At 67.8% G+C, this 25,795-nt stretch carries 26 protein-coding genes and 4 tRNA genes; 14 read left to right on the top strand and 16 right to left on the bottom strand.

Annotated features, from left to right (window positions below; all coding sequences use genetic code 11):
- Positions 1–5 precede the first annotated feature (5 nt).
- On the top strand, positions 6–392 hold the full coding sequence (locus OC372_RS04115; protein WP_262000996.1) for an SPW repeat protein: 387 nt from the start codon (positions 6–8) through the stop codon (positions 390–392).
- 68 nt (positions 393–460) lie between these two features.
- On the opposite strand, the gene OC372_RS04110 is transcribed toward OC372_RS04115, so the two are convergent.
- From OC372_RS04110 to OC372_RS04100, 3 genes are read right to left on the bottom strand one after another with little or no spacing between them, the layout of a single operon-like run.
- Positions 461–901, bottom strand: coding sequence for a GIY-YIG nuclease family protein (locus tag OC372_RS04110; RefSeq protein WP_315985385.1), 441 nt, complete (start codon positions 899–901; stop codon positions 461–463).
- Positions 902–941: 40 nt separating this feature from the next.
- Positions 942–1,991 carry a 2,3-butanediol dehydrogenase gene (locus OC372_RS04105; protein ID WP_262000995.1) on the bottom strand — a complete coding sequence of 350 codons (1,050 nt, stop codon included), beginning with the start codon at positions 1,989–1,991 and terminating at the stop codon, positions 942–944.
- 25 nt (positions 1,992–2,016) lie between these two features.
- On the bottom strand, positions 2,017–2,568 hold the full coding sequence (locus OC372_RS04100) for a TetR/AcrR family transcriptional regulator (protein WP_262000994.1): 552 nt from the start codon (positions 2,566–2,568) through the stop codon (positions 2,017–2,019).
- Between the two features lie 137 nt (positions 2,569–2,705).
- Here OC372_RS04100 and OC372_RS04095 point away from each other — a divergent pair, with 137 nt between their 5' ends.
- Entirely contained in the window at positions 2,706–3,791 is a 1,086-nt protein-coding gene (locus tag OC372_RS04095) for a PQQ-dependent sugar dehydrogenase (protein ID WP_410054854.1), read from the top strand.
- On the opposite strand, the gene OC372_RS04090 is transcribed toward OC372_RS04095, so the two are convergent.
- Positions 3,769–4,650, bottom strand: a complete 882-nt coding sequence (locus OC372_RS04090) for a helix-turn-helix domain-containing protein (RefSeq protein ID WP_262000992.1) — start codon at positions 4,648–4,650, stop codon at positions 3,769–3,771. The genes OC372_RS04095 and OC372_RS04090 overlap by 23 nt on opposite strands.
- A gap of 60 nt (positions 4,651–4,710) precedes the next feature.
- Entirely contained in the window at positions 4,711–5,421 is a 711-nt protein-coding gene (locus OC372_RS04085) for an SDR family NAD(P)-dependent oxidoreductase (protein WP_262000991.1), read from the bottom strand.
- A gap of 128 nt (positions 5,422–5,549) precedes the next feature.
- Here OC372_RS04085 and OC372_RS04080 point away from each other — a divergent pair, with 128 nt between their 5' ends.
- A complete protein-coding gene (locus OC372_RS04080) occupies positions 5,550–6,785 on the top strand; it encodes a multidrug effflux MFS transporter (RefSeq protein WP_262000990.1) in 1,236 nt (411 codons plus the stop codon).
- Between the two features lie 110 nt (positions 6,786–6,895).
- On the opposite strand, the gene OC372_RS04075 is transcribed toward OC372_RS04080, so the two are convergent.
- Positions 6,896–6,971: transfer RNA gene (locus OC372_RS04075), tRNA-Val, on the bottom strand.
- A gap of 151 nt (positions 6,972–7,122) precedes the next feature.
- Between OC372_RS04075 and OC372_RS04070 the strand changes: the two genes are divergently transcribed.
- The 3 genes from OC372_RS04070 to OC372_RS04060 all read left to right on the top strand — a co-directional run bounded on the left by OC372_RS04070 (position 7,123) and on the right by OC372_RS04060 (position 7,419).
- A tRNA-Gly gene (locus OC372_RS04070) sits at positions 7,123–7,195 on the top strand.
- Positions 7,196–7,249: 54 nt separating this feature from the next.
- Positions 7,250–7,320, top strand: a tRNA-Cys gene (locus OC372_RS04065).
- 27 nt (positions 7,321–7,347) lie between these two features.
- Positions 7,348–7,419 (top strand) — tRNA-Val (locus tag OC372_RS04060).
- Positions 7,420–7,643: 224 nt separating this feature from the next.
- Here the strand turns inward: OC372_RS04060 and OC372_RS04055 are convergent.
- From OC372_RS04055 to OC372_RS04030, 6 genes are all read right to left on the bottom strand, one after another.
- Positions 7,644–8,876: a Dyp-type peroxidase gene (locus OC372_RS04055; protein ID WP_262000989.1), complete on the bottom strand. Its 1,233-nt coding sequence runs from the start codon at positions 8,874–8,876 to the stop codon at positions 7,644–7,646.
- Positions 8,876–9,409 carry a copper chaperone PCu(A)C gene (locus OC372_RS04050; RefSeq protein WP_262000988.1) on the bottom strand — a complete coding sequence of 178 codons (534 nt, stop codon included), beginning with the start codon at positions 9,407–9,409 and terminating at the stop codon, positions 8,876–8,878. Before OC372_RS04050 ends, OC372_RS04055 begins: the two co-directional genes overlap by 1 nt.
- An 11-nt stretch (positions 9,410–9,420) precedes the next feature.
- Positions 9,421–10,038 (bottom strand): copper resistance protein CopC, encoded by a 618-nt coding sequence (locus OC372_RS04045; RefSeq protein WP_105710005.1) that lies wholly within the window; start codon positions 10,036–10,038, stop codon positions 9,421–9,423.
- A gap of 119 nt (positions 10,039–10,157) precedes the next feature.
- Positions 10,158–10,763 carry a hypothetical protein gene (locus OC372_RS04040; RefSeq protein WP_262000987.1) on the bottom strand — a complete coding sequence of 202 codons (606 nt, stop codon included), beginning with the start codon at positions 10,761–10,763 and terminating at the stop codon, positions 10,158–10,160.
- A gap of 162 nt (positions 10,764–10,925) precedes the next feature.
- Positions 10,926–12,836: a heavy metal translocating P-type ATPase gene (locus tag OC372_RS04035; protein WP_262000986.1), complete on the bottom strand. Its 1,911-nt coding sequence runs from the start codon at positions 12,834–12,836 to the stop codon at positions 10,926–10,928.
- A 72-nt stretch (positions 12,837–12,908) separates the two neighbouring features.
- The gene (locus OC372_RS04030; protein ID WP_105710002.1) at positions 12,909–13,379 is read right to left on the bottom strand and encodes a universal stress protein; all 471 of its coding nucleotides are present in this window, start codon (positions 13,377–13,379) and stop codon (positions 12,909–12,911) included.
- Positions 13,380–13,532: 153 nt separating this feature from the next.
- On the opposite strand from OC372_RS04030, the gene OC372_RS04025 reads away from it, so the two are divergent.
- Complete coding sequence (locus OC372_RS04025; protein WP_105710001.1) at positions 13,533–14,198, top strand: BON domain-containing protein; 666 nt, start codon at positions 13,533–13,535, stop codon at positions 14,196–14,198.
- Here the strand turns inward: OC372_RS04025 and OC372_RS04020 are convergent.
- On the bottom strand, positions 14,192–14,650 hold the full coding sequence (locus OC372_RS04020) for a pyridoxamine 5'-phosphate oxidase family protein (protein WP_181156201.1): 459 nt from the start codon (positions 14,648–14,650) through the stop codon (positions 14,192–14,194). The genes OC372_RS04025 and OC372_RS04020 overlap by 7 nt on opposite strands.
- Positions 14,651–14,932: 282 nt before the next feature.
- Here OC372_RS04020 and OC372_RS04015 point away from each other — a divergent pair, with 282 nt between their 5' ends.
- Positions 14,933–17,419 (top strand): phosphoketolase, encoded by a 2,487-nt coding sequence (locus OC372_RS04015; protein WP_105709999.1) that lies wholly within the window; start codon positions 14,933–14,935, stop codon positions 17,417–17,419.
- A gap of 4 nt (positions 17,420–17,423) precedes the next feature.
- Positions 17,424–18,092, top strand: coding sequence for a BON domain-containing protein (locus OC372_RS04010; protein ID WP_105709998.1), 669 nt, complete (start codon positions 17,424–17,426; stop codon positions 18,090–18,092).
- 5 nt (positions 18,093–18,097) lie between these two features.
- On the opposite strand, the gene OC372_RS04005 is transcribed toward OC372_RS04010, so the two are convergent.
- The 3 genes from OC372_RS04005 to OC372_RS03995 form a co-directional block, all read right to left on the bottom strand.
- Positions 18,098–18,757 carry a response regulator gene (locus tag OC372_RS04005; RefSeq protein ID WP_105709997.1) on the bottom strand — a complete coding sequence of 220 codons (660 nt, stop codon included), beginning with the start codon at positions 18,755–18,757 and terminating at the stop codon, positions 18,098–18,100.
- 100 nt (positions 18,758–18,857) lie between these two features.
- Positions 18,858–19,322 carry a universal stress protein gene (locus tag OC372_RS04000; protein ID WP_105709996.1) on the bottom strand — a complete coding sequence of 155 codons (465 nt, stop codon included), beginning with the start codon at positions 19,320–19,322 and terminating at the stop codon, positions 18,858–18,860.
- A 64-nt stretch (positions 19,323–19,386) separates the two neighbouring features.
- Positions 19,387–20,034, bottom strand: a complete 648-nt coding sequence (locus tag OC372_RS03995; protein WP_262000985.1) for a universal stress protein — start codon at positions 20,032–20,034, stop codon at positions 19,387–19,389.
- Between the two features lie 238 nt (positions 20,035–20,272).
- Between OC372_RS03995 and OC372_RS03990 the strand changes: the two genes are divergently transcribed.
- From OC372_RS03990 to OC372_RS03970, 5 genes are all read left to right on the top strand, one after another.
- Positions 20,273–21,970 (top strand): GAF domain-containing protein, encoded by a 1,698-nt coding sequence (locus tag OC372_RS03990; protein WP_262000984.1) that lies wholly within the window; start codon positions 20,273–20,275, stop codon positions 21,968–21,970.
- Positions 21,967–22,635 (top strand): response regulator transcription factor, encoded by a 669-nt coding sequence (locus tag OC372_RS03985; protein ID WP_105710351.1) that lies wholly within the window; start codon positions 21,967–21,969, stop codon positions 22,633–22,635. Before OC372_RS03990 ends, OC372_RS03985 begins: the two co-directional genes overlap by 4 nt.
- A 206-nt stretch (positions 22,636–22,841) precedes the next feature.
- Entirely contained in the window at positions 22,842–23,423 is a 582-nt protein-coding gene (locus tag OC372_RS03980; RefSeq protein WP_258134027.1) for a flavodoxin family protein, read from the top strand.
- Positions 23,420–24,802, top strand: a complete 1,383-nt coding sequence (locus OC372_RS03975) for an MBL fold metallo-hydrolase (protein ID WP_258134026.1) — start codon at positions 23,420–23,422, stop codon at positions 24,800–24,802. The genes OC372_RS03980 and OC372_RS03975 overlap by 4 nt, the downstream gene beginning before the upstream one ends.
- Positions 24,803–24,858: 56 nt before the next feature.
- Positions 24,859–25,698 carry a universal stress protein gene (locus tag OC372_RS03970; RefSeq protein WP_105709992.1) on the top strand — a complete coding sequence of 280 codons (840 nt, stop codon included), beginning with the start codon at positions 24,859–24,861 and terminating at the stop codon, positions 25,696–25,698.
- The last annotated feature ends 97 nt before the right edge of the window (positions 25,699–25,795 follow it).

Raw genomic sequence — 25,795 nt, 5'->3', positions numbered from 1 at the left:
GAATCATGCGTTTCATCCCCACCAAGGTCCACGGAGCCCTCGACTACATCGTCGGCATCGCGCTGATCGCCGCGCCCTGGCTGTTCGGCTTCGCGAGCATGGGCGGAGCGGCGGTCATCATCCCCATCGTCCTCGGCGTCGGGCTGATCGTGTACAGCCTGTTCACGAAGTACGAATGGGGTCCCTTCGGCGTCATCCCGATGCCGGTCCACCTCGTGTTCGACATCGTCGCCAGCCTGTTCCTGGCCCTTTCTCCGTGGATCTTCGGTTTCGCGGGCGAGGCGCTCAATGTCTGGCTCCCGCACGTCGTCGTGGGTGCCGCCGTGATCGTCGTCGTGATCTTCTCGCAGCCGCAGCCCGCGAACGCTCGGGGCCGCGTCGCGACCGCCTGATCGACTCCCGGACGCGATGCCGGGCGACTGGACTTCCCGAAGCAGTCGCCCGGCATCGTCATGCGTGCTCACAGGAGCTCGTCGGTGCCCTGCAGTGCGCGGCTCAGCCAGCGCGCATAGAGCGTCCACGGGTCGCCCTCGCATCGGAGCGCGGCGACATGCGCCCGTAACTCGGCAGTGAGGGTGAACCACTCACCGCCCTCGCGTATCGCGGCGAACTCGCGGTGGCGCTGCTGCTCGACGGAGCGGTCGCCGCGTTCGAAGGCGAGGAGCTCCTGGTGCCGGATGCTCGCGAGGCGCTGTCGGGGACGCCTGCTGGTGCCGATCTTCACCCGGCCGTCGTACCGGATGTAGTAGACGACATCGACGCGGGGGAGAGGGAGGTCGGGGTCGGGGGCATCGCCGTAGCGCCACCCGCAATCGGCGCAGCACCAGGCGCCGTCGATCCGCACTCCCTGCATGCTGCCGCAGAGCGCACAGGGACTCGGAAGGGCGCGTTTCGTCGGCACCGAAGCAGACTACGCGCGCCCTCCGACACCCGACCCGGCCTCAGCCGGCGTGCACGAGGATCTTCGCCCCGGCACCGCCGCGCAGCGCGTGGATCGCGTCGACGACGTTCTCGAGTGGGGTCTCCTGCACCCAGCCGGTCGTGTCGTAGACCCCACGGGACATGGCCTCGATCACGGCATCGAAGTCCTCGGGAAGATACGCGAGCGCGCCGGCGATCTCGGTCTCGGCCATCACCAACTGCGTGGGGAGGAAGTCCATCGTGCGCTCGTGGATGGCGACCACCACGACGCGGCCGCCGGGGACCAAGCTGGCCAGCGACGAACTGATGGCTGCACCCACCCCCGCCGCATCGAAGGCGACGTCGACGCCTTCGCTGTCGGTCAGGGAGGCGACGGCGGCGGCGAGATCCTCATTCACCGGGTCGACCACGGTGGCGCCGAGGGCTGCGATGATGGCGCGACGCTCCGCACCGGGCTCCGAGACGAGCACACGCTCGACGCCGCGGGCCCGCAGGGCGAACCACACGCCGATGCCGATCGGTCCGGCGCCTGCGATGAGCGCGGTACCGCCCGACTCGACGCCACTGCGGGAGACCGCATGCCACGCGACCGACATCGGCTCGACGAGGGCGCCCATGCGCAGATCGACGTTCTCCGGCAGCAAGTGCAGCTTCGTCGCGTCGACGGTCGTGAACTCCGCCATGCCGCCACCGTCGGAGCTGAGCCCGTGGAAGCCGATCTTCTGGCAGGCGTTGAACATGCCGCGCCGGCAGGCGGGGCATTCGCCGCAGTAGTAGATGGGCCAGACGGCCACCCGGTCGCCCACCGCGACGCCGGTCACGCCCTCGCCGAGCTCGACGACCGTGCCGGAGAACTCGTGGCCGAGGATCTGGGGCAGTGTCGAGCCCGTCACGGGGTGCGGGTGGTCGAGGTCGAGCCCCGCGGCCTCGGGGGAGTAGTAGACGTGGAGGTCGGATCCGCAGATCCCCGCATACGCGTTGCGCAGCTTGACCTGTCCTCGTCCCGGGGTGGGCTCGGGGACCTCTTCGATGCGCAGATCTTCCTTGGCGTGGAACAGTGCGGCCTTCATTGGTTCTCTCCTTGTCCGGTGGCCGTCATCGCAGCCACCACTCCGGTGACGCCGCGAGGATCAGTCTCACGGCGCGGTCGATGTCGTCGTCGTCGCTCCGCAGCCACTCCTCGATCGCGCCCACGGTACCCGCAGCGGCGTACGCCACGGCGATCCGCATCGCGGACGCGTCCGCCGCGAACACGGGCGGAACGATCTCCGAGTGCAGCTCGGCCCACAGCAGCAGACCGGAACGGATGGATGCCTCCAGGTTGCTGCGGACGGGGGCGGCCAGCAGGGGCTGCATCGCCCCGCGGTACACCGAGGCCCGTCGGCGGATGTGCTCCAGGAGGGCTCGTTCACCATCGCCGATGGCATCGGTCTGCGGCAGGATCTCCATGGCGGCGTCGATCTCGGCGGAAAGCGCGTCGGCGAGAAGCTGCACCGGACTCTCCGCGTGCCGGTAGAAGGTGTCTCTGGTGACACCCGCCGCTGCACAGATCGCGGAGACGGTGACATCGGCGACCGGCATCGCTCCGGCGAGTTCGAGCACCGTATGACGGAGGCTCTCCCGTGAACGTCGCGACCTCGCATCCATGCCCCCAGTCTATCTGACAGTTGTCAGATAAAGACCTCTTCTGCGTTGTGGATCACGCGCCTAGTCTCGAAGGAAGCGGGAGTTCGCGTCTGCCGGCGAAGGCGACCGTGACGACCAGTGCGGCGAGGGGAGCGGAGATGGTGGACGGGTCCCGGCGCGGCCCGATCGCGTGGATCGTCGTGTCGGCCCTGTCGATCGCTCTTGCGGCGTGTGCACCGAGGGCTGCACCCCCGTCGCCCTCGAGGCTTCCCGACGCCTCGGGATCGGTCTCCGCCGGAACCGAGACGACGATCGTCGAGAATCTGGCGGCGCCGTGGTCGATCGCCTTCCACGACGGGGTGGCGCTGATCAGCGAACGCGACAGCGCCCGGATCGTCGAGGTGTCGGACGACGGCGATGTCCGCGAAGTGGCGGTGGTCGACGGCGTCGAACCGGGTGGCGAAGGCGGCTTGCTCGGAATCGCCGTGCACGAGCGGTATCTGTACGCGTACTCCACCGGCGCGGACGAGAACCGCGTGCAGCGCTTCCCCCTCACCGGGGCACCCGGCTCCCTCGGCCTCGGTGCGCCGGAGACGATCCTCAACGGCCTGGCCGCCGCGTCGAATCACAACGGCGGTCGCATCGCCTTCGGCCCCGACGGCACGCTGTACGTGACGGTGGGAGATGCGGGCGACCGGGAGAGTGCCCAGGATCCGGGGTCACTGTCGGGCAAGATCCTCCGCATAACCCCCGACGGCAAGGTCCCGGCAGACAACCCCATCGCGGGATCGCCCGTCTACAGCCTCGGTCACCGCAATCCGCAGGGGCTGGCGTGGGACGAGGACGGGACGCTGTACGCGAGCGAGTTCGGGCAGGACACCTGGGATGAGCTGAACGTCATCGAACCCGGCGAGAACTACGGCTGGCCCGTCGTCGAAGGCATCGCGGATCGCGACGAGTTCATCGACCCGGTGCAGCAGTGGGCGCCGGATGCCGCCAGTCCGAGCGGCATCGCGATCGCGGAAGGCGCGGTGTTCATCGCGAACCTGCGGGGGGAACGGCTGCGCGAGGTGCCGCTGGACGATGTCTCGTCGTATGCGGAGCACTTCACCGAGGCCTACGGACGGCTTCGTGATGTCGTGGTCGCCCCCGACGGTGCGCTGTGGGTGCTCACGAACAACACCGACGGTCGCGGCGATCCCGGAGACGGCGACGACCGCGTCATCCGTGTGCCGCTCGAGTAGCCCCGGTCGCGTCCGCGCCCCAGGAAGCGAGGAGTCGGAGTCGTTCGGCGGAGGGGGAGCCGGGCTCAGCGCTGTAGATCAGCATCACCTGGCCCGGCTCGGCCGTGAGCGCGAGCTCTTCGTAGACGAGGGTCAACTCGCCGACGACCGGATGAGTGAAGCGCTTGATGCCCGAACCGTGGGTGCGCACGTTGTGCGCGGCCCAGAGCGTGCGGAATGCCTCACTGCGGGTGGAGAGCTCACCGACGAGGTCCTGGATGCCCTTGTCGTGCGGGTCGCGGCCCGCCTCGGCGCGGATGACGGCGACGCACATCTCGGCGAAGAGATCCCAGTCGGGGTAGAACTCCCGCGCTGCGGGGTCGAGGAACTGGAATCGGGCCAGGTTGGGGACCCGCCCGCCGTCGCCGATCACCGGTGAATAGAAGGCGCGGCCGAGCGCATTCGTGGCGATGAGGTTCTGCCGCTGGTCGCGGACGAACGCCACCGCCCCCGTCACGGAATCCAGTGCCCACTGCAGGCTGGGTCGCGGAGCTCCCGCCTTCGCCGTGCGGCGTCGAGCGCGTCCGGAAGAGGGAATGCCGTCTGCGGCGCGAGCGAGGTCCAGCAGGTGCGCATGCTCGGCGTCGTTGAGCTGGAGCGCGCGCGACACCGCCTCCAGGACTGAGGAGGAAGCGCCGGCGATGGCACCGCGTTCGAGCTTGGAGTAGTACTCGACGGAGACTCCGGCGAGGAGCGCGACCTCACTTCGACGCAATCCGTCGACGCGCCGGTTGCTCCCGGCGGTGAGACCGGCTGCCTCCGGGGTCACGCGGGCGCGCCGGGTCATCAGGAACTCGCGGACCTCTGCTCGATTGTCCATCAGGTCAGCGTAGATCCGATGCGCGCGGGAAGGGACGCCCTGAGAGGGCACCTCTCGGTGTCACGGATGCTCCCGTACAGGTACACGCGTGACCTCGGCGAGAGCCGCAAGCAGCGCTTCCTGGAAAGCCGGGTCAGCGGCGGCTGGTGCCGGACGCTGAGTCGTGAGGTGATGCCAGTAGCCGCCAGTGCGCGGGCCGGCCGCATCCTGGGTTGCGAGACGGACTTGCGTGAGATGCCCCTGCTCGAGATCGTCGGAAGCACTCGGACCACCCATGCGGGTCGGAACCCAGCCCGGATCGACGGCGTGGACGGCGGTGTCCGGCCATCGATCCGCCAGGGAGAGGGCGAACGCGGTGACCCACAGCTTGCTGTCGCTGTACGACGCCGTGCCATCGGTCAGTCCGCGCAGGTCGGTGGTGCCGCCACGGTGCATCGAGCTGCTGAGGTAGACGAGTCGGCGGGGAGGGCGCATGAGCATGGTCAGCACGTAGGGGGCGATCGTGTTCACTCGTGCCGCATCCGGCGGCTGCAGTGCGCCCGCGTTGTGCACGACGGCATCGAAGTGCCCGAAGGCGTCGACCTCGAGGGCAAGAGCCCGCGTGGCGTCGAGGTCGGAGAGGTCTGCGGCCACGGCGCCCCGCCAGTCTCCGGAGGGAACGCGGGTCGAGGTGCGGGCATGCACGACGACGTCATGCCCCTGGTCGGAGAGGTCCTGGGCTGTGGCAAGCCCCAGCCCGGTCGACGCTCCGGTCACGAGGATCAGTGCCATCGGCACTCCTTTCGTCTCGGTGGTGCTCTCTCATTCTGCGCAGGGATCGGCGCCACGAGGGATTCTCTGTCGGTGCACCCTTCGTCGGGGACTCCCGCTTTTCGGGGGACCGGTGGACGCTGGAACCCATGACACCACCTGTCGCGCTCTCTCGGCGGCTCCTGCCCGCACTGCTTCTGGTCCTGACCGTGTTCGGTCCGATCTCGATGGACCTCTACCTCCCGGCTCTTCCTGCGCTCACTCGCGACCTCGGCTCGGCGACTTCCGTCGCGCAGCTCACGGTCACGGCGTGCCTCATCGGACTCGCGGTCGGACAGCTGACGGCGGGACCGCTGTCGGACCGGCTCGGGCGGCGTCGCGTCCTGCTGGTCGGCATCGTCGCGTACGCGGTGACATCGCTCCTCTGTGCGTCCAGCCCGACGGTCGAGTTCCTGATCGTCGCTCGCCTGGTCCAAGGGCTTGCCGGCGGCGTCGGCATCGTCATCGCCAATGCCGCGGGACGCGACGTGTACACGGGTGGTCAGCTGATCCGCTTCTACGGGCGCCTCACGGTCGTCGGCGGGTTGGCGGCGATCATCGGGCCACTGCTCGGGGGCGTGCTCACGGCTTTCACCGATTGGCGGGGCCTGTTCGTCTTCCTCGCCATCGCCGGCGTCGCGATCCTGGCTGCCACGGTGTTCCTCCTCGGGGAGACGTTGCCGGTCGAGCAGCGCAGCTCAGGGGGCCTCCGCAACGCGCTGCACGACTTCCGTACTCTGCTGAGCGACCGGGTCTTCCTGGGAGTCGTCCTGAATCAGGGCTTCCTCTATGCGGCCCTGTTCGCCTACCTCGCCGGTGCGACGTTCGTACTGCAGGACGTCTACGGGCTCACACCGCAGGGGTATGCCGCGGCCTTCGGTGCGAACTCCGCCGGGTTCATGGTGTGCGGCTACCTCGCCGGTCGCGCGGCGGAACGGTGGAGCGTGAGGGGCACTCTCGCGGTCGGAGTCGTCGTCACGGCGGCCGGCGCGCTCGGGCTGCTGCTGGCAGGTCTGACGCCGCTGCCGATGTGGCCTGTGCTCGTCGCCCTGTTCACGCTCGCCGGCGGAGTGGCCATCGCCTCGCCGCCCGCGACCACCCTCGCGCTCAGCGAGCATCCGCAGTCGGCGGGAACGGCTTCGTCGCTCCTAGGCGTGGCGCGATTCGGGTTCGGCGGCATCGCGGCACCGTTCGTCGGCATCGCGGGTGCGTCGAGCATTCTGCCGCTCGGGATCGTGACGACGGTCTCGGCTGCGCTGGCCGGCCTGTCGTACCTCCTGCTCGTGCAGGCTCGCCGCGCGGCTGTTCTGCCTGCATCCGGGAGCGAGCTCGCGGCGAGGCACTGATCCGCGCTGCGATCCTCAGCGAGGCCGCGTCCGGGGGCGGGGAGCGGAAGCTGGACGCCGGGCTGGGAATGTCGGAAGCCCCGCACACCGGGAGGTGTGCGGGGCTTCTCTGGTGGGCGATACCGGACTCGAACCGATGACCTCTTCCGTGTGAAGGAAGCGCGCTACCAACTGCGCCAATCGCCCATACCCGTGGGGTACGTCAACCGATACTACCCGACGCTCAGAGGCCGTACGGACCACTCTGTGAGACACGCGCGAGATTCGCTGCGGGTTTGGCGGAGGGGGAATCTTCGGCTAATGTTTCATGAGTGCCCGGGACAACCGGGAACGAAATGCGGATGTAGCGCAGTTGGTAGCGCACAACCTTGCCAAGGTTGGGGTCGCGAGTTCGAGTCTCGTCATCCGCTCGAGTGCAGAGGGTCTTCTTCGGAAGACTCTTCGCACGTGGGGTCAATCCACACGGTGGCGTGGCCGAGCGGCTAGGCACCGGCCTGCAAAGCCGTTTACACGGGTTCGAATCCCGTCGCCACCTCACGGTAAAACTGAATAGCCCCAACGGGCGCGATTGGCGCAGCGGTAGCGCGCTTCCCTGACACGGAAGAGGTCACTGGTTCGATCCCAGTATCGCGCACAGACAAACCCCCGGTCTTCCGGGGGTTTTTTCGTGCCCGGGAGCTGCTGCCCGGGCGTGCCCCTCGACGGATCGGTTCACCTGACGGACGGATTCCCTGGGCGGCGGCCGTAGCACGGCGCTTCTCCCGACGGGTGTGCACGCTCCCTACGGGCGTACCGGCGGACACCTGATCCCGGCGACTCGGTCTCCGGAACCAGGCGTCCGCACCGTTCACGCCCGGATCATCGTCCCCTCAAAAGAGTGTCCCCGATGAACCCGCCCTCCGTGCAGCCGGGCGGGATCGCGAACACGGCGGACCCGATCGGGGTCGTCCATTCGTTGAGGAGGTCGAGTTCGTCGAGGCGCTGCTGCATCGGGATGAACTGCCGTTCGATGTCGGCCTGGAACGAGACGAACAGCAGCCCGGATTCCGAGACGTCCGCACCGGCCGGCCGCTCGTCGTAGTTGTACGCGCGTCGGAAGATCCGCTCGGCCCCGTCGCCGCGGGCGCGCCGGATGTGCGCGAACTGCGGGATGACCGGGAAGCCGATCGCGGTCTTCGCCTCGAAGTCTGGTTCGTCGAACTCCTCGCGACCTGTGAGGGGGGCGCCGTTGGCGAGTGTCCTGCCCACCGAAGCAGCGCGTCCGCTCCGGTCGAGGCGGTCCCACTTGTCGAGGCCCATCCGGATTCTGCGGATCACCATCCCGGTGCCGCCGGCGAGCACTCCCTCGTCGATCCACACGACGCGATCGAAGTCCTCGGTGCCGGGCTGCGGGTTGGTGGTCCCGTCCACCTGTCCGAACAGATTGCGCATGGTCGTTCCGGGCCGCTCCGTCCCATAGGCGCGACGGAATCCCTGCTGGGTCCAGCGGATGCTCGCGAAGCCGCGCGCGTCCTTCAGCAGCATTCGCGTGGCGTGCGCCACCGTCAGGGGATCGTCGCCGGCGATCTGCAGCAGGATGTCGCCGTCCGAGAACTCCGGGCGCAGCCGATCCACACCGAACGCGGGGAGGGGCGCGAGCCATGCGGGGGTCGAACCTCCCGCTCGCCCGACGAAGCCCGGGCCGACGCCGAACGTGATCGTGAGGCGCGCCGGCGACGAGGCGAGTTCCGGCTCGGAGTCGGCGAGGGCGGGGAGCCCTTGCGTGAGGCGCGCCGCGTCGTCGGTCAGGAGTCGCATGAGTCGGGCGAGGGCATCTCGGTCGACATCGTCGTGGAGGTCCAGGCCGACGAAGACGCCGTGGGCCTGGGCAGCGGTGTCGATACCGGCCTGATGGGCGCCGAAGAACGGCACGGTCTCGTCTCCGTTCATCGGCACGGATGCGGGTTCCGGCGTGGCGTCCGGTCGATTCAGGGCGAGGTCCGCTCCGACGGCCGCGACCGCGCCGACACCGGCGACAGCTCCTCCGAGGAGGAACTGCCGCCGGGTCGACCCGGTGCGGGGGGAGCGGGCGCCCTCAACGGGCGCCGTCATCAGTGATCCATACCGTCGTGCTCGTCGCCGCCGTCGTAGTTCTCGTTCGCGCCCGAGTAGTCCTTCACGGGGGCGGTGAACTCGTAGGTGGAGTCGTCATCGAACGTGAGGGTGAAGGAGATATCGGTTCCCGCGGCGAGCGGGCCGGTCAGGTCCATCATCATGATGTGGTTCGCCCCCGGCTCCAGCGCGAGCTGCCCGCCGGCGGGGATCACGAATCCGCCGTCGATCTCGCGCATCACCATCTCGCCGGCGTCGTTCTCGACCGTCTCGTGCAACTCGAGCATGGTCGAGGCCGCAGAGGTGACGGAAACCACGGTCGCATCGTGGTCGCCCGTGTTGACGAGGGTCCCGAACGCGGCGGACATGCCTTCGTCGGCGGACTTCACCCAGGCGTCTTCGATCCTGACGACGTCACCGGCGGGGCGGCTCTCGGTCTCGACCGGTGCCGCCTCCGGAGTGCACCCGGTCAGAGCGAGGAGCGAGACCGCGATCACGGCCGCGAGACGGGGGAGGTTTCTGGTGGTGTTCACAATGGTGCCTTTCACAGGTCATCTGCCGCACGGCCGCCGGTCTCCGGCGGTGCGGCTGCCGTCCGAGGACGGCGGAGGAATCGAATGAGCACGAGGATCAGGACCGCTGTGGCCGCCCCGCCCGCGCCGATGAGCAGCACTCTGAGCGCGCCGCCCGATTCTGCGTTCTGATCCGTCTGCTCCGACGCGTCCGCGGTCGCGGCCGTCGCATCGCCGGTGTCTGATGTCTGTGCCATCGGATCGGCGTCTCCCACGGTGAAGGGGATGACCCCCGCGATGGGGTGACCGTCTTCCGAGACGACCTGCCAACGCACCTGGTAGCCGCCGGTCGGCAGCCCGGGTGCGAGCGACGCGGTGACCGTGCGTCCGGCCACTGTGACGTCGCCGGCGACCCAGTCCTCGCCCGAAGCATCGACGACCAGGACGACGGCCCCGGTCAGAGACTCATCGAGCACGAGGAGCTCGCCCGAGAACGTCATCGTGATGTCCTCCGGCGGGGTCGTCAATCGTTCGTCGGCAGCGGGTGTGCTGGAGATCAGCTGGTCGTGGGCGGACGCGGGCGTCGCGATCGCGAGGGTCGCGATCGTCGCCAACGCCAGCCCGGCCGCGATCCTGCGGACAGGGGACATGGGAATGGCCTCTCATCGGACGTCGCCGGAGCGACGAGCGTGCATGCGTTCAGAGCCCGCGCGCATCGAATGCGCGCGGCGGGACACAACACTCGGCCGGGACCGGCCGAGGATGCGGATCAGATCGCCGCGGTGAGAGGTGGGGCTCGGCCGCGCAGAGTCGCGAGGAGAACCAGATCGGATGCGTGCGCGACATCGAACCGGCCGTGGAGTCGGTGGGCGACGCGAAGAGCCGGAAGAGTCAGCAACTGATCGGCACGACGTCGTACCCACCGCACCAGCTGGACCGCGAGGTCGCGCAGCGCGAGCAGCAGGCGTTCGCCGCGGTACAGCGCGGCCACGGTCAGCAGACCGGCGAGCGCGTGCCCGAGCCACATCGAGGCGTCAGCGGTGGCGACTTCGGGGATGCCGTTCACCGCCGGCAGCACGAGGGGTGTGCCGTGCGCGTGCGGCGTCGAGACGCCGGACGGGGTGACCGTGCCGAGGACGAAGAGCACATGGAACAGGAACTGACTCGCGGCGACGGAGATGCCGAGGCGGATCAGCGACAACGAGCGGCCCGCGAGCAGCACGCTGATCATGAACGAGAAGACCCAGGGGACGAGGATACCGACGGCACCGGGCATCTGCCCTCCGCCGGAGACGTGACCGGCCAGTGCGATGAAGATCGCGAGTGACGAGGCAGCGAAGCCACGGACGACGGCTGGCTTCCTGGACTCGGTCACGGTTCCAGTCTGGCATGACCTCCGCGACGTCACCGGCGGCTTCGACCGATCGTCCTGGAATCGCCACGGTGCTGTCACCGCGTCTCCTGGACTGTGCCCCCACCCACCGAAGAATGGGCAGGATTCGCGTTCGACCAGTGAGCCGGGAGTCCGCGTCTCACGTCATCCGTTGAGGTGAATCGTCGCGCTGTTCGGCGCCCGTGCGGGGGAGACGGAGGCGGCCGGGAGCACTGTCCTGGGGCCGCCCAGCGCGCGGAGCGCGTACAGGATGGTCGCGAGGTCGACGAGTTCCTGGACGAGCGCCCCGACGACAGCGGGGATGAGCCCGGTCATCGCGACGATCATGAGTCCGATGCTCAACCCGATGCCGATCCAGATCGCGGTGAGAGCGACCCGCAGCGTGTGACGACCGATCGAGACGGCGTCGACGAGCTTCGCCAGCGAATCGACGAGGATCACGACGTCGGCGGCATCGCCAGCTGCCGTCGCGCCCTTGGCTCCCATGGCGACGCCGATGTCCGCGGCGGCCAGGACGGGTGCGTCGTTGACGCCGTCGCCGACCATCATGACCGGGCGCGGTTGCAGCTCAGCGGCGAGAGCGACCTTCTCGGGCGGCAGCAGTTCAGCGTGGACCTCGGAGATGCCCACCTGATGAGCCACCGACTCCGCCGTCGGGCCGACATCGCCCGTGAGCATGACGATGCGATCCACCTCGTGTGTGCGCAGCCACGCGATGACAGCCGCTGCTTCGGGCCGCGGATGGTCGGCGAGGACGAGCACCCCGGCGAAGCGACCGTCGACCGCGACGTATGCTGCGGCCTGGCTCAGCTCGAGCGTCGCCCGCGCAGTGTCGGGCGCGAGAGCCGCCACGTAAGCGGGCTTGCCCACCACCACGTCTCTTCCGTCGATCTCGGCGACGACACCGTTCGTGGCCTCCTCGCGAGCTTCGGCGGCGCCGAGGAGCGTGATTCCGCGCGCCTCTGCTGCGCGGCGGATCCCCTCGGCGAGCACGTGCGTCGAGTACTGTTCCGCCGAGGCGGCGAGCTGCAGGACCTCATTCGCGCCGAAGCCGTTCGCGGGCCGGACGTCGACGAGCTCCGGTCGGCCCTGAGTGAGCGTGCCCGTCTTGTCGAACGCGGCCGACCGCACACGGGCGATCAGCTCGATGACGGCCCCTCCCTTCATGATCACGCCTGTCTTCGCCGCACGCGAGAGGCCGCCGAGGAACGCGACCGGGGCAGCGATCAGGAGCGGGCAGGGAGTCGCGAGCACGAGGACTTCGGCGAATCGGGATGCCTCGCCCGATACGGCCCAGGCCGTCCCTGCCAGGACGAGTGACACCGCGGTGAATGGAATCGCGAAGCGGTCGGCCAGGCGGACCACCGGCGCGTGGGAGTCTTCCGCGGCGTGCACGAGCGCCACGATCTGCTGATACTGGCTGTCCGCGCTGCTGCGGACGGCCCGGATCCGCACGGCACGGCTTCCGTTGATGGACCCGGACAGCACCTCGTCTCCGGATTCACGTGACACGGGCATGCTCTCACCGGTCAACGAAGACTCATCGAACGTGCCTGATGACGTGAGGAGCTCGCCGTCGACCGGGACGATCTCGGACGGGCGCACGAGGAGTATGGCGCCGACGGCGACCTCGTCGACGGGCACATCCCTGACCTCATCCGACTCCGCGGACTCCGCGTGCACGAGCACGTGTGCGATGCGCGGAGACCGATCCAGCAGAGCCGAGAGGTCACGCTTCGCTCGACGGCCGGCGAAGTCCTCGAGGGCCTCTCCGCCGGAGAGCATGAGCACGATGATGAGCGAGGCGATGTACTCGCCGACGGCCAGCGTCGCCACCATCGCGACCACCGCCAGGATGTCGAGGCCGACATGGCCGCGGAGTACGTCGCGCACCATTCCGACGAGGGTCCAGACGACGAACACCGCCACGTAACCGGTGGCGACCCAACGTCCGAGGGCCGGGGCATCGACCGCGTGGAGGACCAGCACGCTCACGAACACGAGGACGGTCGTCGTGATCGCCGGATATCGCCAGAGCACGCGGAGAAACCTCATGCCCCAGCTTCCCGCGTATCGGTGCGCACGTCCACCGCGGCGGAACGACTCGCGGATGCAGCGCGAGACGCGTCAGACGTCGGCCGAGTTGCGGCGGGCGTCCGTGGGCGTGATGCCCTGGCGTGCATGGACGATGAGAACGGGACAGTGCGCATGTTCCGCGCAGGCGGCGCTGACGGATCCCAGGAGCATTCCGACGAACCCGCCGTGCCCGCGGCTGCCGAGAACGAGCATGCTGCAGTTCTCGCTCAGTCCGATGAGGGTGCGCGCCGCAGAACCGAGCAGCGTCCGACGCATCAAGCCGTCAGGCGGGCTCTCTCCGAACGCTTCGCGGATGCTCTCGTCGAGGACCTCTTCGGCGTCGTTCTCCGGCGACCATTCGATGGCCAGATAGGGATCGATGGGCGGTGCGGTCCACGTCGTCACGGCCTCCAACGGTGTGTGCAGCGCTGCGGCGATGCGCGCGGCGTAGCGCAATGCGTCGATGGACGAGACGGATCCATCGACGCCGACGACGATCCGGTCGGTCTGTGTGTTCTCCATACGGCCACGATCGCTTGTACGGACCGTCGCCCTCGGGACGAAGGTCATATCGAGGGAGCGCTGGGCCGTGGGACCAACGACTCTGCTCTCCATCGATCCGGGGGAAGACCCTGACGGTGTGCAGCGACTACACACCGAACGGAAGGAAAGGCCATGGCCCTTGAGACAGACAGAGATATGGACCTGAAGCTCCTCGTGAGCGATGAACTCGAATGGACACCGGACGTGGACGCCGCCGGCATCGGTGTCGCCGTGGCAGCGGGGACTGTGACGCTGTCGGGCGAGGTCGGAAGCTATGCGGAACGCTTGGCAGCGAAGAAGGCAGCGCTCCGGGTCCGTGGCGTGCGCGCGATCGTCGACGACCTGACGGTGCACCCGCGGTCGGCGTTGCCGGTGACCGAGACCGACATCGCGAAAGAAGTCGAGCGGGCGTTGGCGTCGTCGTCGAACGTCCCGGATACGGTGAAGGCGGAGATCAGCGGGCACGATGTCACCCTCCTCGGAGAGGTCGACTGGGATTTCCAGCGCGTCGCTGCGAAGCGCGCGGTGCAATATCTGCGCGGTGTGTTCACGGTGAACAGCATGATCACGCTCCGGGAGCGCCCTTCCGCTGAGGACACCGAAGAGCGCATCTCGAATGCGCTCACGCGGAACGCGCAACTCGATGCCGAGAGGATTCACGTGACGGTCGACGGCAGCACGGTCACGTTGACGGGAACGGTGAGGTCGTGGGCGGAGCGTCGCCAGGCGACGAACGCGGCTTGGGCCTCCCCGCACGTGACGGATGTGGACGACCAGATCGAAGTCGGTGGCTACTGAGGGAGTCGTGCTGTCTTTCCGGCCGCGCCGGGAGAGGATTCCGAGGTTGCGAGGGTGAACGCTCGGCCGTCGACGGAGTCGGGCAGGATGCGCACCCAGCGATCCTTCTCCTCGGGCGCCCAGGGACGGACTCCGAGGCGTTCAGCGGCGAGCACATCGCCGTCTCGGTCGAACTCCTCCGCGGAACCTTTCACGACCACGCTGAACGCTTCCTCGGCATCGAAACCGTCGACCTCGAAGGCGATGCCGCTGTGGATCGTCAGCTCCAGGAGCTTCGTCCCCGCCGAGGTCCTGAAGACGATGACGTGTCCGTCGACCCGGTGGTTGACGGGGAAGATGTCCACCTGCCCCGCCGCTGCGGCAGCGATACGACCGTAGGGAGCCCCGGCCAGGCGTTCCCAGCATTCGTCCTGCGTCAGCATTCGCGTCGGTGGACGCTCGATCTCCTCCATGGTGAGCCACCTCCAGATGTGTGTCGCCTCTGATCCGGGTTCCGTCGCGAACCTGGAGAGGCCACGCTTCCGTGGACTCGCGGGTTCCTCGATGCGGACATGGTGACATCGTGCGCGCGCCGACGACTCCACGATCAGAGTCGAAGGTCCCACCGCCCCTCCGACCGAGGTGAGGCTACGGCGACCCCTCTCCTGACCCGGGAGGACCTTCGGCACTGAGATGTCACGCACACGGGTGTGAGGTCGGCTCATGACGAGAACCCCTCCCCGAAAGGAAGCGCGATGATATCGCCCGGGACGACGAGCTGGCCGAGCACCGAGGTGCGGGAACTGTCACACGCGAAGCTCGAGACGGTGAATGCCTGGTGGCGTGCGGCGAACTATCTCTCGGTCGGGCAGATCTACCTGCTGGACAACCCTCTGCTGCGCGAGCCACTCACGCGTGATCACATCAAGCCCCGTCTTCTGGGGCACTGGGGGACCACCCCTGGCCTGAACTTCATGTACGCCCACTTAAACCGCGTGATCCGGGAGCGGTCGCTCGACGTCCTCTTCGTCGCGGGACCCGGGCATGGTGGTCCCGGTATGGTCGCCAACGCCTATCTCGACGGCACGTACAGCGAGGTGTACGACGCGATCGAACGCACCGAGGACGGCGTCCGAGAACTGTTCCGGCAGTTCTCGTTCCCCGGAGGGATACCCAGCCATGTGGCTCCGCAGACACCGGGGTCGATCCACGAGGGCGGCGAGCTCGGCTATTCCCTCTCCCACGCGTACGGCGCAGCGTTCGACAACCCGGATCTTCTCGTCGCCGCGGTCGTCGGGGACGGCGAAGCCGAGACCGGACCGCTGGCAACCGGGTGGCACTCGAACAAGTTCCTCGATCCTCTGCACGACGGAGTGGTACTGCCGATCCTGCACCTGAACGGCTACAAGATCGCGAATCCGACGGTGCTCGCGCGCATCCCCGAGGAAGAGCTGCTCCAGCTCATGCGGGGCTACGGGCATACTCCTCACCTCGTCTCCGGAGGTTTCGACGGCGAGGACCCGATCGAGGTTCACCGGCGATTCGCACACACCCTGGATGAGGTGCTCAACCAGATCGCGCAGATCAAAGCTGATGCGGCGTCAGGTGCGCTCCGCACGCGTCCGGCATGGCCGATGATCATCCTGCGTACGCCGAAAGGGTGGACCTGCCCGAAGGAGATCGATGGCCACCCGGCAGAGGACAACTGGCGTTCGCACCAGGTGCCGCTCCGCGACGCTCGCGACACCGAAGCGCACACGCGGCTGCTCGAGCATTGGATGCGGTCATACCGGCCGGAGGAGCTGTTCGATGATGACGGTGGAGTGCGGGACTCGGTGACCGCGCTCGCGCCGGAGGGCGATGCCCGGATGAGCGCCAACCCCGTGGCGAACGGCGGACTGCTGCGGAAGGATCTGGTGCTCCCCGACTTCCGCGACTATGCCGTCGACGTCCCGTCTCCGGGAGGGTCCGTCAGCGAGGCGACTCGCGTGCTCGGAACCTGGTTGCGGGATGTGATCGCGGCGAATCCGAAGGACTTCCGCATCTTCGGCCCCGACGAAACCGCATCCAACCGTCTCGATGCCGTCTTCGAGGTCACGGACAAACAATGGAACGCCGCGGTATGGCCGATCGATGAGGACAACCACCTCGCCAGGACCGGACGAGTCGTCGAGATGCTCAGCGAGCACCAATGCCAGGGGTGGCTGGAAGGCTATCTTCTGACCGGACGCCACGGGGTCTTCAACTCCTATGAGGCGTTCGTGCACATCGTGGACTCGATGTTCAATCAACACGCCAAGTGGTTGAAGACCTCTCGAGGCATCGCTTGGCGGCGTCCCATCGCCTCACTGAACTACCTTCTCAGCTCCCACGTCTGGCGTCAGGATCACAACGGGTTGTCGCACCAGGACCCGGGTTTCATCGACCACGTCGTGAACAAGAAGGCCGACGTGGTGCGCGTCTACCTCCCGTTCGATGCGAACACTCTGCTGTCGACCTACGACCATTGTCTGCGTTCCGTGGACTACATCAACGTCGTCGTGGCGGGGAAGCAACCGGCTCCGAACTGGTTGACGATGCGAGAGGCCGTCGAACACTGCACCCGGGGCCTGGGGATTCTCGAATGGGCGGGGAGCGAGCGCGCAGGTGAGGAGCCGGATGTCGTCCTCGCCGCTGCGGGCGACGTTCCGACGTTGGAAGTCCTCGCGGCGGCAGCCCTCATTCACGAGCACATGCCCCGGCTGAAGGTGCGCGTCGTGAACGTCGTCGACTTGATGAGGCTCCAGAGCGAGGGGGAGCATCCGCATGGCCTCAGCGACCGCGAGTACGACGCCGTCTTCACCGAGGACAGGCCGGTGATCTTCGCGTACCACGGCTATCCGTGGCTGATCCATCGCCTCACTTACCGGCGACACGGACACGACAACCTCCACGTGCGCGGGTACATCGAGGAAGGCACCACGACGACCCCGTTCGACATGGTCATGATGAACGACATCGACCGATTCCACCTCGTCATCGATGTCATCGATCGGGTGCCGGGCCTCGCATCCGCACAAGCGGGGCTGCGGCAGGAGATGCAGGATGCGCGCCTCCGTGCGCGAGCGTACACGCGTGCGCACGGTGAGGATGCGCCCGAGATCGCGGGGTGGACCTGGAGCCGCGCGCACTCCCGGCGGGGCGACCACCGCGCGAGCGCAGGACCGTCCCTGAACGATGAGCACCTCGACCAGAAGGAGTAGCACCATGACATCTACCACGCACACCGACGACGGCGACCTGCAACGAGCCGTCCAACTCGAGCTGGAATGGACCCCCGATGTCGATGACGCCGGGATCGGTGTCGCGGTCGAAGACGGCACCGTCGCACTCTCCGGTGAGGTCGACAGCTATTCCGAGCGCCTCGCGGCGCGTCACGCAGCCCTTCGTGTCCGCGGCGTCAACGCCGTCGTCGATCGCCTCAGCGTCCCATCGTCGCTCGAGGAATCCATGACAGACACGGCGGTGGCGGAGGAGGTGGAGCACGCGCTCCGTGCTGCCGCCGATGTTCCTCCCGGCGTGAAGGCAGTGATCGACGGCGGCGACGTGACCCTGATGGGGGAGGTGGACTGGGACCACGAGCGTCGTGCGGCGAAGCGGGCGGTACAGCACCTGACCGGCGTGCGAACCGTGAACAGCATGATCACCCTGACTGCGCGGCCCTCGGCGGCGGACGCAGAAGAGCGGATCCGCGGAGCGATCAGGCGCAACGCACTGGTCGACGCGCACACGATAGAGGTCGTCGTGTCCGGCACTTCCGTCACGCTCACCGGAACCGTCCGATCATGGGCGGAGAAGAATCAGGCCGCTGAGGCGGCGTGGGCCTCGCCGCACGTGACGGAGGTCGACAACCGCATCGTCGTTCATCCCTATTGATGCGGTCACACGGACGGCGCCCCCGGTGAGCCGAGTCGGGCCATCCGCTCCGTCTCGAGCACGGCTGCCTGTGTGCGGCGTTCGAGACCCAGCTTGCTGAGCACGGAGGAGACGTAGTTCTTCACGGTCTTCTCCGCGAGTCCCAGACGAGCGCCGATCTGGCTGTTGGTCAGCCCCTCGGCGATCAGTGCGAGCGTCTGCTTCTCACGGAGGTTCAACGATCCGTACCGAGGGTCCTCGGCGCGGGCATCGCGCACTCGATGGGCGACCTGCCGCACCATCGAAGGATTCAGGAGAGACCTCCCTGAGGCGACATCACGCACAGAACGGACGAGCTCGTCGGTGTGCAGCGTCTTCAGCAGGTAGCCGGCCGCATCGCCGATGACAGCAGCGACGAGCGCGTCGTCATCGTCGAATGCCGTCAGGATCAGGCAGCGCACGCTCGGATGGGATTGGCGGATCTGACGACACAGGTCGATTCCACTGCCGTCGGGGAGATGCACGTCCAGGACAGCGACGTCCGGGAGCGTCTCGGCGATCCGGACGACAGCCTCGCTGTAGGTCGTGGCTTCCCCGACCACCGTCAGCTCGGGGTCGAGCGCGAGGATTCCCGCGATGCCGCGGCGCACCACTTCATGGTCGTCGACCAGGAACACTCGGTGCATTCGTCCCTCTCTTCGCTGTCGGTCAGCGGGACAGAGCCACGCGCACGCCTGCGCGTGGATTACACAGTACAGGCGCGGCCGACGGCGAGCATCGGCGGGGTCACGGCGCGGGAGCGGGCACGGGCCGTTGCGTGGGGGCGTGGATGACGAGCGTCGGACAGTGGGCGTGCGCAGCACACGCCGCGCTGACCGAGCCGAGCAGCAGCCCGGCGAAGCCGCCATGGCCTCGACTGCCGACGACGAGCATCGAGGCGTGCTCGCTCTGCTCGATCAGCACCTCCGCGGCCCGGCCCGGTAGGACCGTGCGGGTCAATCGTTCCGGTGGCGACCCTTGGAAGGCTTCGAGCACGGCGTCGGCGAGACACGTTTCGGCCTCCCTCTTCGGGGACCACTCCGTGCCCGGGTCGAAAGGATCGACCATCACGGGATACGTCCAGGTCGTGACGGCGACGAGGGGGGTGTCGAGTGCGGCAGCGAGTCGCGCGCCGAAGGTCAGCGCTTCGACGGATGCCGAAGATCCATCGACCCCGACGACGATGGGGAGGTGTTCGGTGTCAGGTGTCATCCGCCCATGCTGCTCGCCCACGCAGAATGGCACAGAGTCGAACGTCCCGCGCGGTCGTCCGGATTCACGCTGTGGGGTCGGCCGGGCGTGCGGGCACGATGAGGACCGGCGCGTTGATGTTCACCAGGATGTCCTGGACGACGGGGCCGACGGAACGTTCCCCGTCGTGGACATGGCCTGCGCCGATCACGATCAGCGCCGCGTTCCTCGATGCATCGAGCAGTGCTTCCGCGGGTGGACGCGCCGTCTCGCGTGTTCCCCGCATGGCCCGCGGCGCCAGACGGCTCACAAGGGAAGCCGCCTGCTCGATCGCGGATCCCGCGGTCTCCACGGGAGCCGGAACGATCCCGGCGAAGGACGAGTGGAGGATCTGCAAGGGCTCCCCGCTCTGGACGGCTTCGGCTGACGCGGCTTGGACGATGCGCTCGAGCAGGTCGTCGTCTTTGACCCCGGCGATGATCCCCGACCGGAAGCGCAGATCGACCTGCGGTATGACGGCGACGGTGCACCGCACCGACGAAGCGATGCGAAACGCCATCGTGCCGAACACGCGGCCGTGGATGAATCCCGTCTTTCCCGTGCCGATCACGAGAACGTCATCGTCCTCCACGATACCGGCCAGCGCTTGCGGCACCGGACCCGGGGGGAGCACGACGTCTGTCGATGTCGGCGGGTCGGATCGGGCGGCGACGGCATCCCTCTTGGACGACACATGCACTCGGACGAGTGGGACGCCCGCGGCCGAAGCATGCGATTCCGCCCACGCGGTCGCAGCCTCCTCGGCGCTGTTTCGTTTGAGCCCCAGGACATATCGCGCAGGCATTCGGTGCCGCCCTCTCTCCGGTGGAAACTCATCGTCCGACGGGGGACCTCACGTTAGAAGAGTCGAAGGTCCTGCGCGCCGCGTTCGGGAGTAGTGTCAGCAACAACTGCCGCGGAAAGTGGGGGTGATGGACGACGAATCTCTTCAGTTCCCTGACCAGCGCCGCTCCGAGCTGGAGAGCACGATCGGTGAGCTGGTCGAGCGCGCTCAACGGGTACTCACCGCCCAGGGGCGATTGCGCAGCCTGCTGCGCGCGAGTCAGATCGTCGTGGAGGACCTCGAGCTCGAACAGGTGCTCCGCCACATCGCCGAAGCGGCTCTGACCCTGGTGGACGCGCAGTACGGTGCGCTCGGTGTGATCGATCGCGCAGGGCGACTGGAGCAGTTCATCCACGTGGGGATGCCGCACGAGGTCGCCGTGATGATGGATCATCTCCCGGAGGGGCGCGGCATTCTGGGCGCGGTCATCGAGAGCGAGCATCCGATCCGGTTGGAAGACCTCGGCACGGATCCGCGATCGGTGGGCTTTCCCGCACATCACCCGGCGATGCGCACTTTTCTCGGGGTGCCGATCCGGGTGCGTGGCGAGATCTACGGGAATCTGTACCTCACCAATCGCGTCGGCGGTGAGTTCACCGATGAGGACGAGGAGCTGGTGCTCGCGCTCGCGACGACGGCCGGGATCGCGATCGACAACGCCCGCCGCTACGAGGAGTCGCAGCGGCTTCAGCGACTGAGCCGCGCCCTCGCAGAGATCTCCGCGGCCCTGCTCGCCCCGGATTCCGGCGATGTCTTCGGTGTGGTCGCAGAGAAGGTCGCCGCGGTGATCGATGCCGATCTGGTGCTGTTCGTGGCTCCGGGGCCCGGTGGCGGGCGCAGCCGGGTGACGACTGCTCGGGGGCTCGGCGCCGAGAAGATCCAGGGGACGGATGTCCCCGACGGCGACTCCTTGATCGCACGCGCGATGAGCGGGGCAAGCGTCGTCTCCAATGCCGACCCGGCCGAGTCTCCGTCCTTCGACTCGCATGTCTCAGGAGGGGCGACGATCGCTGTGCCCCTTCTGGTCGCGGGCGCGCCCGCAGGAGTCCTGTGCGTGGTGCGTAACGCGAAAGGACCGCGGTTCTCTCCCGAAGACCTGTCGATGCTCTCCGAGTTCGCCGCGCAGGCCGGCCTCGCTGTCGCGCTGGCTCAGGCTCGCGCCGACCGTCAGCGGCTGGATCTGATCGAGGACCGTTCGCGCATCGCGCGCGACCTTCATGACAAAGTCATACAGCGGCTCTTCGGAACGGGGCTCGGCTTGCAGGCCCTGGCCGCCGCCCTGCCCGCGCACGCCGCGACCCTCTCCGCTCACGCCGGAGACATCGATGCGGCCATCTCCGATTTCCGCACGGCGATCTTCGCCCTCCAGGCTGCGGATGCCGAGTCGGTCCGTCATCGTCTGCTGGGTGTGGTGAGCGAGTTCACGCCGATCCTGCAGAGTGCGCCGCGGGTCGTATTCGCCGGACCCGTCGATCTGCTCGTCACAGGCGTGCTCGCTGAGGATGTCATCGCCGTCGTGCGCGAGTCGCTCAGCAACATCGCGCGTCACGCGCGGGCCACGACATCGGAGGTCAGCGTCTCCGTCACGGCATCCCATGTGACCGTCGATGTCGATGATGACGGGATCGGTATACCCGAGAATCCGGCGCGTGTCAGCGGCACGGCGAATCTCGAGATGCGCGCGCGTGCTCACCTCGGCACGTGCAGTATCGGGGTTCGAGACACGAGCGGCACGCGGGTGCATTGGCGGGCACCGCTGCCGGCGGATTCGACGGAGGCCCGATGATCCGGGTGTTCCTCGTCGACGACCACAGCGTGGTCCGTCGTGGGATCTCGCAGATCCTGGACGCCGAGCACGGGCTCGAAGTCGTCGGAGAATCTGGTTCGGTCCGCGGAACTCTCGGGCGCGTGGCCGCGACCGTGCCGGACATCGTCGTCCTCGACGTACGGCTCCCGGACGGGAGCGGGGTCGACCTCTGTCGCAGCATCCGATCGGAACACCCCGGCATCCGGTGCCTCATGCTCACCGCATTCGACGACGACACTGCGAGCGCCGCCTCTGTGGTCGCCGGCGCCTCGGGATATGTGTTGAAGACGATTCGTGGATCCTCGCTCGTCGACTCGATTCGCCGGGTCGCGAACGGAGAGGATCTGACGCCCCCCGCAGTCGCTGAGCGCGTCCGTGCCCGGCTCGCGTCACGAGCGTCCGCCCCTCCTGCCGCCGACATGCCCTTGAGTCTGCGGGAGCGCCAGATCCTGCGGCTCATAGCGGAAGGGCTGACGAACCGTCAGATCGGCGAGCATCTCGGTCTCGCCGAGAAGACCGTCAAGAACTACGTCTCGGCGCTGCTCGCGAAACTCGGCATGCAGCGACGGACACAAGCGGCTGTCTACGGCGCCGCAGAGCGCTTCTCCGCTCGAGCGACAGGGGATCGCTCCGATCGGTCGTGAGCGTTCCACGGGACGTTCGACCCTCGCCGCGCCGCCGGCGCCAGGGAAGCTCCCCGTATCGGGGGACCTCGCCGCCGACAAAGGAGCATCATGGCCGACTCGACCTTCGCGCAGTCACGTCCACTCACCATCGGACCAGCTGACCTTCATCTCCCACCGACGCAGCCGATCGACATCAGTGATCTCATGCAGGCGGGACCACGACCATGATGACGGAACCCGTGCCGAATCGTGCCCCGAACGCGGAGATCGTCTTCGAGTCGTTCTTCGGCAACACCCGCCGCGTGGCCGAGGCGATCGCCGACGGCATGCAGGAGCATCTCTCCGCCGGACTCGTCGACGTGCGACAGGCGAAGCCCGCGGGGCACCACCAGGTTCTGGTGGTCGGAGCGCCCACTCATGCCCATTCGTTGAGCAGACCCGCCTCGCGGCGAGAAGCGGAGATCTGGGCCAGAGACCCCGGCAAGCACCTGGTGCTCGAGCACGGCAGCCAGGAGACGGGGATCCGGGAGTGGATCGAGACCGGCCCCACGGCGACCTTCGGATACGCCGCGTTCGACACGCGCGTCGACATGCCGAGGATCTTCACAGGGTCGGCAGCGGCCGCGATCGCGAAGCGACTTCAGAAGACGGGAAGGCGGGAGCTGGTCCGCCCCGAGAGCTTCCTGGTCGACAAGGACAGCCATCTCCTCCCCGGTGAGCTCGAGCGGGCACACGCCTGGGGAGCCACGATCGCAGTCGCCGTACTGTCGACACAGCTCGCCGCGAGTGGCCAGCAACGACCATGACCGCGGCCACGAGTATGAGCGCGGCGACGTTGAGGTTTCTCGGTGCCGCAGACACGGTGACGGGGTCGCGCTACATGCTCAGCACGCCGTCCGCACGGATACTCGTCGATTGCGGGCTGTTCCAGGGATACAAGGTGCTCCGAGAGCGCAACCGCGCTCCGCTCGCCGTTCCCCCACGCACCATCGACGCCGTCGTCCTCACGCACGCACACCTGGATCACTCCGGCTACCTGCCGGCCCTCGTCAGAGAGGGCTACCGAGGCTCTGTGTATGCAAGCGAAGGCACGGCCTCCCTCTGCCGGATCATGCTCATCGACAGCGCACATCTGCTGGAAGAAGAAGCACGGCATGCGGCGAAGCACAGATGGTCTCGACATGAGAATCCGACACCGCTGTACACGGTGAAGGATGCAGAGCGTGCTCTGGAACGGTTCGTCGTGGTGCCGGAGGGGGAGGAGACGCACATCGCCGGTGCGACCACCGCGGTCCTGCATCCGGCCGGTCACATCCTGGGAGCGATGAGTGCGTACATCGATGTCGGCGAGCGGCTCGTGTGCTTCACGGGTGACCTGGGGCGGAGCGACGATCCACTCATGCGACCTCCGCATCCCTTCGAAGGTGCGGACATCCTCGTCACCGAATCGACCTACGGAAACCGAGCGCACAGCCCGGTCGATCCCGAATCGCAGTTGGGAGATGTCGTCCGGCGCACGGTTCGTCGCAACGGTGTCGTCCTCATCCCCGCGTTCGCGGTCGGCCGCACCGAGACCGTGCTGCTCCACCTTTCTCGATTGCGCGAGCGCGGCGAGATCCCCGACGTGCCGATCTACGTGAACAGTCCGATGGCGATCAGCGTCGCCGACGTGTATCGCCGGCACCCCGAGGAGCATCGTCTCTCCGCGGATGAGGTCGAACGCCTGTACGACCTTGCGACTCCGGTCCACAGCGTCGACGACTCGAAGCTCCTCAATCTGCGCGGGGGCCCGATGATCATCATCTCCGCCAGCGGGATGCTCGCCGGAGGGCGGATCCTGCACCATCTTCTGGCCTACGCCCCCGATAAGCGCAACGCGATCGTCCTGACCGGCTTCCAGGCCGGCGGCACACGCGGGGCGCGGTTGCTCGCCGGGGAGCGCACACTGCGCGTTTTCGGCAGGGACATCGCCGTCGGGGCCGAAGTCGTCTCGATCGATTCGATGTCTGCACATGCCGATGCCGACGGGATCGTCCGCTGGATGCGCGCGGCGGAACGGGCGCCCGATGCGGTGTACGTGACGCACGGCGAGCCCGCCTCCGCGGACACACTGCGGCTGCGGATCGAGCGCGAGCTCGGGTGGCCGGCGCGCGTACCCGACCACGGTGAAGAAGTTCGGATCTAGCCCCGGTCGGCCCCCGGTCGTTCCCGCAGGGGCGCCTCCACTGAAAGGAACCGCACATGGAAGAGAGCATCCTCGTCGGAGTCGTCGACAGCCGCGCATCCCAGCGGGCTGTCGAATGGGCGGCGCGCCGCGCCGAGGAGCGGCTCAGCAGGGTCGAACTGATCTCAGTCGTGGGGGGCGCGATCGGTGCGGTGGGCGAAGGGAACGTCGTCGCAGAGGCGATCGGACTGACGCGCGCACTGCTCGCGCGCGAAGCAGAGCGGGTCCGAGCCCACGGTGTGAAGGCGGACATCAGAGTCGCACGCGGAAACCCCGTGGAGGAGCTGATCGACGCGTCCATGGTGTTCGATCTTCTGGTCATCGGGAGTGACTTCCAGGGATCGGATACGGAATCACGGCGTGGCCCCCACGGTATCCGAGTGGCCGCCGGTGCGCACTGCCCGGTGGTCGTCGTGCCGGACATCGACCTCTCCGGTCGGAGAGGGGTAGTGGTGGGGGTCGACGGTTCCTCGATCTCTCGGAAGCTGATCGACTTCGCCGCGGCCGAAGCGGCGATCACCGGGGATCCGCTCACGGTCGTCAATGCTTGGGTGACGGTTCCGTTGCCGCTCAACATGTCCGCTTATCCGGCGGACTACCTCAGGGGCATGCAGAAGCTGACGGAGGATGCTCTCGCGGAGTCCTTGGCGGCGATTCCCCGACTCCACCCGCAGCTGGAAGTGCGTCGAGTCGTCGAGCGAGGCTACGCCGAGGTCATCATCAATCGGCTCGCAAGCGACGCTCGCCTCGCCGTCATCGGCTCGCACGGGCGCGGAGCGATCGCTCGCTTCCTTCTCGGGTCGACCAGCCAGGCGATCGTCTCGCGACCATCCACAGTGACAGTGATCGTCCGGTGACCGACGTGAGTTCGGTCTCTGCGCCCGTCGGTCCGTCGCAGCAGGACCTTCGGTCCGTGCGGGAGGCGCCGCAGGCTTCAGGCTTCAGGCTTCAGAC

This window comes from Microbacterium sp. Mcb102 (assembly GCF_024519805.1).
Classification (GTDB): domain Bacteria; phylum Actinomycetota; class Actinomycetes; order Actinomycetales; family Microbacteriaceae; genus Microbacterium.
The sequence above is the reverse complement of the archived record's forward strand: the minus strand, read 5'-3'. Positions and strand labels throughout refer to the sequence as shown.